General features: G+C 69.3%; 10 protein-coding genes. 6 read left to right on the forward strand and 4 right to left on the reverse strand.

Annotated features, from left to right (window positions below):
* From R4823_RS04405 to R4823_RS04420, 4 genes are all read left to right on the forward strand, one after another.
* Entirely contained in the window at positions 1-1,293 is a 1,293-nt protein-coding gene (locus tag R4823_RS04405) for a dihydroorotase (RefSeq protein ID WP_279818080.1), read from the forward strand.
* 2 nt (positions 1,294-1,295) lie between these two features.
* Entirely contained in the window at positions 1,296-2,066 is a 771-nt protein-coding gene (locus R4823_RS04410) for a lysophospholipid acyltransferase family protein (protein WP_254914558.1), read from the forward strand.
* A gap of 73 nt (positions 2,067-2,139) precedes the next feature.
* Entirely contained in the window at positions 2,140-2,418 is a 279-nt protein-coding gene (locus R4823_RS04415; RefSeq protein ID WP_087837676.1) for a YlcI/YnfO family protein, read from the forward strand.
* A complete protein-coding gene (locus tag R4823_RS04420; RefSeq protein WP_338617624.1) occupies positions 2,415-2,723 on the forward strand; it encodes a type II toxin-antitoxin system RelE/ParE family toxin in 309 nt (102 codons plus the stop codon). The genes R4823_RS04415 and R4823_RS04420 overlap by 4 nt, the downstream gene beginning before the upstream one ends.
* Here the strand turns inward: R4823_RS04420 and R4823_RS04425 are convergent.
* The 4 genes from R4823_RS04425 to R4823_RS04440 all read right to left on the reverse strand — a co-directional run bounded on the left by R4823_RS04425 (position 2,717) and on the right by R4823_RS04440 (position 8,549).
* On the reverse strand, positions 2,717-3,691 hold the full coding sequence (locus tag R4823_RS04425; RefSeq protein WP_087837633.1) for a LysR family transcriptional regulator: 975 nt from the start codon (positions 3,689-3,691) through the stop codon (positions 2,717-2,719). The two genes, R4823_RS04420 and R4823_RS04425, sit on opposite strands and share 7 nt — an antisense overlap.
* A 244-nt stretch (positions 3,692-3,935) precedes the next feature.
* The gene (locus tag R4823_RS04430; RefSeq protein WP_087837634.1) at positions 3,936-5,216 is read right to left on the reverse strand and encodes a cytochrome c; all 1,281 of its coding nucleotides are present in this window, start codon (positions 5,214-5,216) and stop codon (positions 3,936-3,938) included.
* A gap of 1 nt (position 5,217) precedes the next feature.
* Positions 5,218-5,766: a (2Fe-2S)-binding protein gene (locus R4823_RS04435; RefSeq protein ID WP_087837635.1), complete on the reverse strand. Its 549-nt coding sequence runs from the start codon at positions 5,764-5,766 to the stop codon at positions 5,218-5,220.
* Complete coding sequence (locus R4823_RS04440; protein ID WP_087837677.1) at positions 5,763-8,549, reverse strand: molybdopterin cofactor-binding domain-containing protein; 2,787 nt, start codon at positions 8,547-8,549, stop codon at positions 5,763-5,765. Before R4823_RS04440 ends, R4823_RS04435 begins: the two co-directional genes overlap by 4 nt.
* Before the next feature lie 292 nt (positions 8,550-8,841).
* Here R4823_RS04440 and R4823_RS04445 point away from each other — a divergent pair, with 292 nt between their 5' ends.
* Entirely contained in the window at positions 8,842-11,022 is a 2,181-nt protein-coding gene (locus R4823_RS04445; RefSeq protein ID WP_087837636.1) for an indolepyruvate ferredoxin oxidoreductase subunit alpha, read from the forward strand.
* Positions 11,019-12,587, forward strand: coding sequence for an indolepyruvate oxidoreductase subunit beta family protein (locus R4823_RS04450; protein WP_087837637.1), 1,569 nt, complete (start codon positions 11,019-11,021; stop codon positions 12,585-12,587). Before R4823_RS04445 ends, R4823_RS04450 begins: the two co-directional genes overlap by 4 nt.
* The last annotated feature ends 30 nt before the right edge of the window (positions 12,588-12,617 follow it).

Consider the following 12,617-nt stretch of genomic DNA (forward strand, 5'->3'; position numbering starts at 1 on the left):
ATGAAAATCCATATCCAGGGCGGCCGCCTGATCGACCCGGCCAACGGCGTGGACGCCGTCAACGACATCTACATCGCCGCCGGACGCGTGGTCGGCATCGGCCACGCGCCGGCCGGTTTCGTGCCCAACCGCCTGATCGACGCGCGCGGCCTGGCGGTGCTGCCGGGCCTCGTGGACCTGTCCGCCCGGCTGCGCGAGCCCGGCTTCGAGCACCGCGCCACGCTGGAGTCCGAACTGCAGGCGGCGCTGGCGGGCGGCGTGACCAGCCTGGTGCTGCCGCCCGACACCGATCCGGTGCTGGACGAGCCAGGCCTGGTCGAGATGCTCAAGCATCGCGCCCGCCAGCTCAACCAGTCGCACGTCTATCCGCTGGGCGCGATGACGGTCGGCCTGAAGGGCGAGATCATCACCGAGATGGCCGAGCTGACCGAGGCCGGCTGCGTGGCGTTCTCGCAGGCCGACGCGCACGTCACCGACACCAACGTGCTGCTGCGGGCCATGCAGTACGCCCGCACCTTCGACTATGCGCTGTGGCTGCGCCCGGAGGATCCCTGGCTGGCCCGCGAGGGCGTGGCCGCCAGCGGCGCCATGGCCTCGCGCCTGGGCCTGGCGGGCATCCCCGAGCAGGCCGAGACCATCGCCCTGCACACGCTGTTCGAACTGCAGCGGGCCACGCGCGCGCGCCTGCACCTGTGCCGCATTTCCAGTGCCGCCGGGATCGAACTGGTGCGCCGCGCCCGCGCCGAGGGCCTGCCCGTGACCTGCGACGTCAGCGCCCACCACGTGCACCTGACCGACGTGGACATCGGCTACTTCGACGCGCATTGCCGGCTGACCCCGCCGCTGCGCGGCCAGCGCGACCGCGATGCCATCCGGGCCGCGCTGGCGGACGGGACGATCGACGCGATCTGCTCGGACCACACGCCGGTGGACGAAGACTACAAGCTGCTGCCCTTCGGCGAGGCCGAGCCCGGCGCGACGGGCCTGGAACTGCTGCTGTCGCTGGCGCTGAAATGGGCCCGCGACGCCGATCTGCCGCTTTCGCGCGCGGTGGCGCGCGTCACCAGCGAACCCGCCCGGGTCCTGGGCACCAAGGTGCTGGCCTCGTGCGGTCAACTGGGCGCCGGGGCGCTGGCCGACCTCTGCCTGGTCGACCTGGACGCGCACTGGCTGGTCAGCGAGGACAGCCTGCAAAGCCAGGGCAAGCACACGCCGTTCCTGGGCATGGAACTGCCGGGCAAAGTCCGCATGACCATCGTCGCGGGCCACGTCGCGTATGAGGCGGCTGCCTGATCGTGCGCGCCTGGTTTCGCCTGGCCGCGCACCTGCTGCGGTTCTCGCTGCGGTTCCTGCTTGTCACCCTGTGGGTGATATTCGGGCTGATCGTGCTGGCCACCGTGTTCCGGCGGTTCGACGTGGCGCGGCGCGACCGGATCAACTGCTGGTGGTCCCGCTGGCTGCTGCGCTGGTGCGGCGTCCGCGTCTACGTCAGCGGCCATCCGCCGGTCGAGGGCGCGGCCCTGCTGATCGCCAACCACGTGTCGTGGCTGGACATCTACGCGCTCAGCAGCGTGCGCTGCACCATCTTCGTCGGCAAGCGCGAGCTGCGTGACTGGCCGGTACTGGGCTGGCTGATCGCGGGCGTGGGCACGGTGTTCATCGAACGGGGCAACCGGCGCGCCCTGCACCACGTGGCCCAGGCCATGGGCGAGCGCTTCGCGCGCGGCCAGTTGATCGGACTCTTTCCCGAAGGCACGACCTCAGACGGCCTGGACGTGCTGCCCTTCCACGCCGGCCTGTTCGAGCCCGCTCGCCGCGCCGGCGTGCCGGTGCTGCCGGTGGCGCTGCGCTATCTCCATCATGGCGCGCGCAGCACCTTGCCTTCGTACGTGGGCGAAGAAACGCTGATGGGCAATGCCTGGCGGGTGCTGGGCTCGACCGGCGTGGCGGTGCAGGTCGTCTACCTGCCGCCCGCCACGGCCGAGAACGGCGACGAGGACCATCGCCATGCGATGGCGGCGCGGGTGCGGGAAGCCATACGGGCCGAGGTGCGCCAGGCGGATTGAATACGTCCCCTGGCTTGCCGATGGCCCAGCGTTGCGTTAATGTATTGCAAATGCGATGCATTTGGGAGTTGCCATGAAAACCGCCACGCTTCCTCCCCTGCGGGTAGAGCCGGAACTGCGCGAGGCTGCTGAAAGAGTCCTCGAAGCCGGGGAGAGTTTGTCCAGCTTTGTCGAGCAGGCTGTTCGTTCGGCTGTATCGCGCCGCGAGGCGCAGGCTGCTTTCCTGGCCCGGGCCTTGGCCTCGCGTGATCAGGCGCGGGAGTCGGGGGACTACGCATCGTCGCAAGCCGTATTGGACAAGTTGCAGCAGCGCCTGGAGGCAGCGAAGGTCGACCGGCGCAAGCGGTCTTGATGTACCGCGTTCGTTTCACGCGGGAAGCCGAGCAGGACCTTCTGCGGCTCTATGATTTTGTCCTGGAGAGGGATCCCGATGATCCGGGCCTGGCCGCCCAGGCCCTGGTCGCAATCCAGGGTGGCGTCAAGATTCTCGAGTGTTCGCCCTATACCTGCAGAAAAGCGACGCCGCATTCGCCCTACCTGCGCGAACTGGTGATTCCTTTCGGCCGTACGGGTTACGTCGCCCTGTTCGAGATCGATGGGCCTGATTCCGTCACCATCCTTGCCGTGCGCCACCAGCGCGAAGACGACTATCACTGAGGCGCCGCCCGCCGCCGCGCGCGTTTGGCCGGAGCGGCGCCATCCTCGCCCGCCGCGGGCACCCGGAACAGCCTGTGCACCAGCGCCCGTACCCATTGCAGCGAGGGATCGCGCGCCGTGCTGGCGTGCCACAGCAGGCGCACGTCGTAGGCGGGCGCATAGGGCAGGGTCCATACCTTGAATCCATAGCGCGGCTGCGCGTTGCGCGCGTACGTGGTGGGTACGATCGCCAGCATGCGCGAATTCATGACCATCTCGGGCAGCGCGCCGAAATGGCGTGCCCGCACGGCGATACGGTCGTCGAGCTTCATGCGCGTGAGCATTTCGCTGACGCTGTCGTGGAAGGTCGCCGTGGGCGAGGCCACCAGCAGCGATGCGCTGGCCAGTTCGGCGGGACTCAGTGTCTTGCCCTTGTGTCCGGGCGTGGGCGTCCAGTCCGGCGAGGTGATCGCCACATAGGGCTCGTGGAACAGCACGTCGGCCTGGATGCCGCGCTGCTTGGGATGCAGGATGCCCAGGCAGAAGTCGATCTCGCGCGCTTCCAGGGCGGCGGCGACATCGTTGGCGGGCACGGAAATGTTGGTCAGCCGGGAGTGGGGGGCCTCGGTGTGCAGTGCCGCGGCCAGGGTCGGCAGGAAGGTCATTTCTCCCAGGTCGGACATGGAGACTCGCCACTCGACGTGGCTGTGCTGGGGATCGAAGGCTTCGCGTCCGGTCACCGCGGTTTCCAGGGCGCGCAATTCCGCCGCGACGGTGGGTGCGACCTGTTCGCAGATGCGGGTGGGGACCAGCCCCTGGGGGGTGCGCACGAAGAGCTCGTCGTCGAAGAAGTAGCGCAGGCGGGCCAGGGCGTTGCTGGTGGCGGGTTGGGAGAGGGAGAGGAGTTTGCCGGCGGCGGTGACGGAGCGGGTTTGGTGGATGGAGACCAGGACGCGTAGGAGGTTCAGGTCTAGTTGGCGGAAGTTCATGGGGGTTTCTGGTTCTTGAGACGGCTGTGTCCGGGGCGGCCGCCGTGGGGCGCAGAGGAGCCGGTCCCGGCCTTGCCGGGACTTCCCGGTGTCGGGGCGCCCCACGGCGGCCGCCCCGGACACAGCCTGCGCCATCTGCCAGTGCAAGGGTGCTGGCGTCCTGGAGGATGGGGTGGGGGTATCCGGGGCCCTTATGGGGATTCTACGGAATATTCAGTGGGCAAATGAAGGGGGCTTGCCCTCTTCATTTGCCCTCGCGCAGTTTCGTCACGTCGGCGGCGGTGATCTGGCCTTCGCGGGCGCCCCAGGTGGTGCGCAGGTAGTTGGTCAGTTGGGCGATCTCGTCGTCGGTCAGGCGGCGGGCGAAGCCGGGCATGTCGCCGATGGTGGTGCCGTCGGGCAGGCGTTGGGCGGGCAGGCCGTCCAGGATGGAGAGCAGCAGGTTGCGTGGGTTTTCCAGGCGGACGGTGCTGTTGTTGGCCAGGGGAGGCATGCCGGGCGGGTGGCCTTCGCCGTCGACGCCGTGGCAGGCGGCGCAGGTGTTCAGGTAGACGCGGCGGCCGGGGGAGGGGGCGGCGTTGTCGGGCTTGGCTTGCGGGGCGGGGGCGGGCTTGGGGGGCTGGTCGCCCAGCAGGAAGGCGGACATGGCCTTCAGGTCGTCGTCGCTCAGGTATTGGGTGCTGTGCAGGATGACGGGGTACATCTCGTCGGCGGCGATGCCCTGGGGGGCGAGTCCGGTGCGCAGGAAGCGTTGCAGGTCTTCCGGCGTCCAGCCGCGTTCGGCCAGGGCCCGAGGGGTCAGGGACGGCGCCTCGAAGCGGTTCAGGGTGTAGCCCTGCAGCCAGTCGTCGCGGTGGAGCTGGCCCAGCTTGCCGCGCGGGGTGTGGCATTCGCCGCAGTGCCCCAGGACGTTGGTCAGGTAGCGGCCGCGCACCCATTGCGCGGAGTCGCCCTGCGAGGCGGCGGGCAGCGGGTCGTGGTCGAAGAACAGCAGGTTCCAGCCCGTCATCAGGATGCGCAGGTTGAGCGGGAAGGGGATCTCCGGTTTCTTGTTGGGCTGGGCGCTGGGGCGCACGCTCATCAGGTAGGCGTAGATCAGGTCGGAATCGGCGCGGGGGATGTCGTGGTAGGCCGTGTACGGCATGGCCGGGTAGAGGTTGCGGCCGTGCGGGGCCTTGCCCCGGGTCAGCGCGCGGTGGAATTCGTCGGCGGTCCAGCGGCCGATGCCGTGGTCGGGGTCGGGCGTGATGTTGGTGCCGTACAGCGTGCCGAAGGGAGTCTGCAGCGGGAAGCCGCCGGCGTAGGCGGCGCCGTCGGCGGTCTGGTGGCAGGCCGCGCAGTCGGCGGCGCGGGCCAGGTAGCGGCCCAGCTGTAATTGTTCCGGCGTGGCCTGGACCTGCTGGGGCGGGCGGTCGGGCGGATCGTCGCGGTTGCCCAGGATCGCCGCGGCGACGGCGACCACGATCAGGACCAGGATGACGAGGGCGACGATGGGACCGCGTCGCCGGGGGGACGGGCGGGCCATCTCAGTTCTCCTTGAGGACGAGGCCGGGGGTGGCGAGGATCACCGCCTTGGCCGCCTCGAAGTAGCGTACGTAGCCGGTGCAGCGGCAGATGTGGCGGCCCAGGTGCTCGGTGATCGTGTCTTCCAGCTGGTCGGCGCGCACCGGGTGGGCCTTGAGTCGTTCCATCAGCGCGGTCGCGCCGATGACGAAGCCGGGCGTGCAGTAGCCGCACTGGAAGCTGTAGTGGTCCAGGTAGGCCTGCTGGATCGGGGTGATGGCGATGATCTTCCGCTTATCGTCGCGCTCGGCCAGGCCTTCTATGGTCCGGATACGCTTGCCGTTGAAGTAGTGGGCACCGGTGATGCAGGTACGGATCTCCTCGGTGCCGTCCGGACCGTCCAGCAGCACCGTACAGGCATGGCAGACGCCGATGCCGCAGCCGAAGCGCGATCCGGTCAGGCCCAGGTACTCGTGCAGGAAGTCGACCATCATCAAGGTGTCGGGCACGTCCATGGGCCCGACTTGCTTGCCGTTGATGGTCAGCGTCAGGGGCGAGGTCGTGATCGTCATGATTCCAGGACCTCCCGTATTTTCTCCGGCGTGACCGGCAGGTCGGTGAAGCGGTGGCCGATGGCATGCGCGATGCCGTTCACGATGGCGGCGACGATGGGGATCATGACGACTTCCGCGATGCCCTTGGGCGGATCGGTGTCGGAGATGGGCGGCAGGATGTCGCCGGTCTGGCTCCAGACGGCCACGTCGTGCGCGCGCGGCAGGTGGTAGCGGTCGAAGTTCCAGGTGCCGTTGCCGGGGCCGTCCTCGTACAGCGGCAGGTACTCGTGCAGCGCGTGGCCGATGCCCATCGCGATGCCGCCCTGCAATTGCCCCGACACCAGTTCCTCGACCACCGGCTTGCCGCATTCGAGCACCGAGTGGTGCGACAGCAGCCGCACCTTGCCGCTGGTCGGGTTGACGGCCAGCTCGGCCAGGGCGGCATTGGCGCTGTAGTAGGTGACGCCGGCGTTGTTGCGCTGGGCCGGCGGATAGAAGACGTTGGCCCGCCTGATGACGTCGTAGGGCCTGGCCGAGCGGCCGCCGTCGCCGTAGCGCACGGCCAGGCCGTCGAGCGGGCGCCGGACGGTCGTGCCGCCCACGTCGAAGTCGGCCTCGGCCCATTGCCAGCGGTTGAAGGTATGGCCCACGGCGGCGGTCACCAGGTTGGCCTCGTAGGCGGCCTTGACCAGGCGCTCGAGCGGCAGCGGTTCCAGGCCGTTCGCGGTCAGGCCGCGTTCGGTCCAGCGCGCGTCCTCGCGCCGCACGACCAGGGGCGCGGCCTGGCCGCCACCCGCGCCGCGGGTCCAGATGGCCATCGCCGCCGGCCACAGTCCGTGCTCGAACACGACACGGGCCGTTTCCTTCGTGGCGTGCCCGAAGAAGTAGACGGAGTTGCTGGCGCTGGAGGGCGAGGCGTGGACCGGCGTCCACATCGGATCGGCGGCCAGCCGGTCCTGTTCCTCCTGCTTGACCGTGTAGGTATCGACGTTGCCGACCATGGGCAGGTCGGACCAGTCGGTAACGGCGGTGCGCACTTCGTCGGCGGGGCGGCCGAACCATTCGGCGCACATCACGGCCTGCGAGGTGCTCATGCCGGTGCCGATCTCGACGCCGGTATGGTGCAGCACGATGCGGCCTTCGCTTGTCAGCTCCACGCGCACGAAGGCGGCCTCGCCGCCGGTGCCGAAGTCCTTCTGCACGCAGGCGAAGCCCACGCCATAGCGTTCGTTCGGATGGGCGGCCTCGTAGTCGAGCTTGCGCTGCGCCCGTTCGGCCCACAGCGGATGGCGGCGCGCGCGCTCGAGCACCTCGTCCACCCGCAGGGCGCCGCCGGCGATGGCGCCCTGGGTGTTCTTCATGCCCGACAGCAGTGCGTTGCGGATACGGAACTCGATCGGATCGAGCCCCAGTTCCGCCGCCATCTCGTCGATCATCATCTCGGTGGCGGCCATGCTTTGCAGCGTGCCGTAGCCACGCGCCGAGCCCGCGTCGATGGCCCGCGTGGCCTCGGCCACGGCGATCAGGTCGTTCTTGGGGAAGTAGTACACCGACTGCGCGGCGGTGGCCGCCACCATGACCACCGAGGGCGAGAAGTTCGCGCGTCCGCCGCCGTTGCCGGTCAGCGTGCCCTGGAAGGACTGGAGCTTGCCGGTCTTGCGGTCTACCGCCATGGTGTACTGCATGTCGAAGGCGTGGCGCTTGAGCGAGGTCTGGAAGTGCTCGAAGCGGTCGACCGCGAAGCGCACCGGATGGCCGTCGCCGTACAGCGCGGCGACCAGGCCGTAGAACGGCACGTTGCAATGGTCCTTGGAGCCGTACCCGACCGTGTAGCAGGGGTGCACGAACAGGTGTTCCAGCGGGAAGCCGCTGTCGGCCACCATCTTGGCGGCGGCCTCGGCCACTTCCTGCGGCGATTGCGTGGCCAGCACCATGTGCAGGGAACGGGTGGCCGGGTCATACCAGCAGTTCGCGTTGTCGGGCTCGAGCGCGGCGGTGTCGATGGACTGCGTGGTGTAGCGTCGTTTCATGACCAGCCAGTCGGCGGGCGGCGAGGCCAGTTCCGCGCCGATCTGCTCGGCCGCGCGCATGCCCTGCGCGTCGATGCTGTCCTCGGCCTTGGTGGAGGGCCAGATCAGTGTCTTCTTTTCCGTGGGGAAGAGCGGGCTGTCTTTCAGGCTGGAATAAGCATCTTCGTCGTCGGGCGAGGCGCCGCCCACGCGCACGTAGCGGAACACGCCCCAGGGCTCGCGGTCGAGCGGCCCCGTGGTCGCGCCGTAGCGGATGACGTCGCGGGCGGCGCGCAGCCGGCCGCGGGCGAGCTGGTAGCGCGCGAAGTCGTGGAAGATCAGGATGGCGACCGCGTGTCCCAGGTAGGCCGGCGTCTTGCCGGCGGGCAGCAGCATGTCGTCGCCGTAGAAGCTGGGGAAGGCGAGCTTGTCGCGGGCCAGATCCTCGGCCGTGACGACGCGGTCGGGCTTGAGGTCATCGCCCAGCGGCGCGAGGTCGAAACCCTCGTAGAGCCGGTCGGCCAGCGTGGCGCGAAGGATCAGCGCGTGGGACTGCTGCTTGGGCCAGTGCGGCATGTCGGCGGCGCGGATGTCGCGGGCGAAGACCTTGCCGCCGACCACCTTCTCGTGGCCGTCGACCCGGAAGCGGGTGCGGCCGCTGGCCCGGTTCCATTCGGGACCGCGGAAGATGCGTTCCTCGAACAGGGCGCCGAAGGCGGCGCTGTACAGGGGGGCGATCCACACCGTGACGCCGCCCACCGCGATGGCCTTCAGGAAGCCACGGCGGGACATGCCGGCTCCGGTGGAGTCCGCGCGGGCCGTCGGGTTCCAGGCAGGATCTTGCTTCACAGCACGCTCCTTGCAGCAAAACCGCAGCTGTCATGCTGGCAGCAAAGGATGGATTTATCAATACCGGAAAATGTAGGGAATCAAGACAGGCCGGGCCGATATTCATGGATGATCCTTATAGGGATTATCCGGGGTATTCACAAAACAAATGTGGGATATACGAATAAACCATTAGCCCACGGCCCGCCGCTGGAGAAGAATGATGCGCTGACACCAGGCAGAGGAGAACGGGACCATGGCGGAGCGTTCGTTCACGAACGAGGTCGGCAAGCTGAAGCTGGGAGAGGGCGAGGAGTTCCGCGGCGAGGGGATCCTGGCGGTGACCAAGGCCCTGCTGCAGTCCGGCGTGTCGTACGTGGCGGGATACCAGGGAGCGCCGATCTCGCACCTGATGGATGTGCTGACCGACGCGAACGACATCCTGGAAGAGCTGGGCGTGCACTTCGAGCACAGCGCCTCCGAGGCGACGGCCACCGCCACCCTGGCGGCCTCGGTCAACTATCCGCTGCGCGGCGCCGTCACCTTCAAGTCCACCGTGGGCACCAACGTGGCCTCGGACGCGCTGGCCAACCTGGCCTCGGGCGGCGTGACCGGCGGCGCGCTGCTGATCGTGGGCGAGGACTACGGCGAAGGCTCCAGCATCATGCAGGAGCGCTCGCATGCCTTCGCGATGAAATCGCAGGTCTGGCTGCTGGACCCCCGCCCCAACCTGGAAAGCATGGTGGGCGCGGTGGAGCGGGGCTTCGAGCTGTCCGAGGCCAGCAATACGCCGGTCATGCTGCAGCTGCGCATCCGCGCCTGCCACGTGCATGGCCGCTTCACCACGCGGGCCAACAAGCGGCCGGCGTTCACGCTCAAGGACGCCATCGAGAATCCCGAGCGCGACGTCAACCGCATCGTGCTGCCGCCGGCCTCCTACCTGCACGAACAGGAAAAGGTGGCCAAGCGCTGGCCGGCGGCGGTGCGCTACATCGTCCAGCACGGCATGAACGAGTTCTTCGGCGCCGACGACCGGGACATCGGCATCGTCATGCAGGGAGGCATGTACAACGGCGTGCTGCGCGCGCTGGAGCTGCTGGGGCTGGCCGATGCCTTCGGCCAGTCGCGGATTCCCCTGTACGTGCTGAACGTGACCTATCCCCTGGTGGACGAGGAGTTCGTCCGCTTCTGCGCCGGCAAGCGCAGCATCCTGATCGTGGAAGAAGGGCAGCCCGACTACATCGAGCAGGCGGTGCACGCCATCCTGCGGCGTGCCGACCTGAACACGCGCGTCCATGGCAAGGACGTGCTGCCGATGGCGGGCGAATACACCGGCGGCGTGCTGCTCAAGGGATTGGCGGAGTATGTGCGCCGCTACGAGCCCGGCCTGCTCGAAGGGCGGACGCTGCCTCGCGCCGCGCGGCCGGCCTCGCCCGCGCGCATGCCGGACAATCCCAAGGCCTTCGCCATCCAGCGTGCTTCCGACCAGGTCCAGGGCCGGCCGCCGTCGTTCTGCACCGGCTGTCCGGAACGGCCCATCTTCACCGCCATCAAGCTGGTCGAGCGCGAACTGGGCCGGCACCACATCAGCTGCGACATCGGCTGCCATCTGTTCTCGGTGCTACCGCCCTTCAACCTGGGCGCCACCACCATGGGCTACGGCCTGGGGTGGGCCGGCGCCTCGGCGCTGAACACGCGCGAGACTTCCCGCCGCACCATCTCCATCATGGGCGACGGCGGGTTCTGGCACAACGGCCTGACCAGCGGCGTGGGCAACGCCGTGTTCAACGAGACCGACAACGTGCTGCTGGTGGTGGACAACGGCTATTCGGCCGCCACCGGCGGACAGGACGTGCTGTCGTCCAAGGCCGAGAACCCCATACGCAGCACCAACAACCCCATCGAGAACGCCGTGCGGGGGGTGGGCGTGAAGTGGGTGCGGACGGTGACGCGCACCTACAGCGTGGCGCAGATGCGCGACACGCTGCGCGAGGCGCTGACCACGCGCGAGAAGGGGCCGAAGGTGGTGGTGGCGCAAAGCGAATGCATGCTGAACAAGCAGCGCCGCGTGCGTCCGCTCATGCGCAAGGCCATAGGCGAAGGCCGGCGGGTCGTGCGCGAGCGCTTCGGCGTGGATCCCGATACGTGCACCGGCGACCATTCCTGTATCCGCCTGTCCGGTTGCCCCTCGCTGACCATACGGGACAATCCCGATCCGCTGCGCACCGATCCGGTCGCGGCGGTGGTGGACAGTTGCGTGGGCTGCGGACTGTGCGGCGAGGTGTCGCACGCGGCGGTGCTATGCCCATCGTTCTACCGGGCCGAGATCATCAACAACCCGGGACGCTGGGACAAATTCAAGGCGCGCGTCAGGAAGGCCGTCATCGGCGCCTTGCAGCGCCGCATCGACCGTCGGCTGGAGGGATTGGCGGCATGAGCATCGGCAACGAGACAGGCGCGCCGCGCGCGCTGACCATCGCGGTGCTGGCCATGGGCGGCGAGGGCGGCGGGGTGCTGGCCGACTGGCTGGTGGACCTGGCCGAGCACAACGGTTACCTGGCCCAGACCACCTCGGTGCCGGGCGTGGCCCAGCGCACGGGCGCGACGGTGTACTACATCGAGATGTTCCGCGAGGCGGACGTGCCGCCGGGCAAGGCGCCGGTCATGGCGCTGGGGCCGGTGCCCGGCGAGGTCGACGTGGTCATCGCCTCCGAGCTGATGGAGGCGGGCCGCGCCTTGCAGCGGGGCCTGGTGGCGGACGACCGCACCACGCTGATCGCGTCCACCCACCGGGTGTATTCCATGACGGAGCGCACGGCGATGGGCGACGACCGGGTCGATTCGGCCGCGCTGCTGGAAGGCGGACGGGTGGCGGCGCGGCGTTTCGTGGCGGCCGACTTCAGCCGGATCGCCGAGGACGCCGGCAGTCCCATCAGTCCGGCGCTGTACGGGGCGCTGGCGGCGACGGGCGCGCTGCCCTTCGGCCGCGAACGGTTCGAGGATGCCATCCGCCGCGGGGGCGTGGGGGTGAAGGCCAGCCTGGAGGCCTTCGCCGCGGGCTTCGACGCCGCCATCGCCGGCCAGGAGACGGTGCTGCACGAGACCACCGTGCGGCGCGAGGTGCCGGCGGCGGCTTCGCCGGCGGAGGCATCCGCGGCCCCCGGCCGGCTGCCCGCTGCCGTCGGCCCCCGGCTGGCGTCCCTGGAAGAGCGGATGGCGCGCGAATTCCCGGCCAAGTGCCACGCGGTGCTGCGCGCCGGCCTGGTCCGCGCGGCCGACTACCAGGACGTGGCCTATGCCGGCGAGTACCTGGACCGGCTGGTCCCGCTGCTGTCCGCGCTGCCGGATCGCGGCGCCGCCAGCATGGAGGTATTGTCCGAGACGGCGCGCCACCTGGCCTTGTGGATGACCTACGAGGACGTGGCGCGGGTGGCGGACCTGAAGACGCGCGGCGCGCGCTTCGCCCGCGTGGCCGCCGAGGTGCGGCTGACGCCGGCGCAGCAACTGGAGATCAATGAATTCATGCACCCCCGGCTCGAGGAACTGGCCGACGCCATGCCCGCCTGGCTGGGACGGTGGATGATGCGCAGCGCCTTCGCGCGGGCCTGCATCGGGCCGTTCACGCGCAAGGGCCGGGTGGTGCGCACCAGTTCGCTGCGCGGTTTCCTGCTGCTGTACGCGGTGGCGGGGCTGCGCGGCATGCGCCGGGCGTCGCTGCGCTATCGGGTCGAGCGCGAGCGCATGGATCGGTGGATGGAGGCCATCGTCTCGCTGGCGGCCGGGCAGCCGGCGCTGGCCGTGGAAGTGGCGCGCGCGCAGCGGCTGATCAAGGGCTACGGCGACACCCACGTGCGCGGCTGGGGCAATTTCCAGCGCATCATGTCGGTGTTGCCGGCGCTGCGGCAGGCCGACGACGGCCCCCCGCGCCTGCGGGCGCTGGTCAAGGCGGCCCTGTCGGACGACAGCGGCCGCGCGCTGGAGGAAAAACTCGCGACCGTCTAGGATGAGGCGGCGCCATCACGCAGCACTTCG

This window comes from Pigmentiphaga sp. CHJ604 (assembly GCF_036972535.1).
In the GTDB taxonomy this organism is placed as follows: domain Bacteria; phylum Pseudomonadota; class Gammaproteobacteria; order Burkholderiales; family Burkholderiaceae_B; genus Pigmentiphaga; species Pigmentiphaga daeguensis.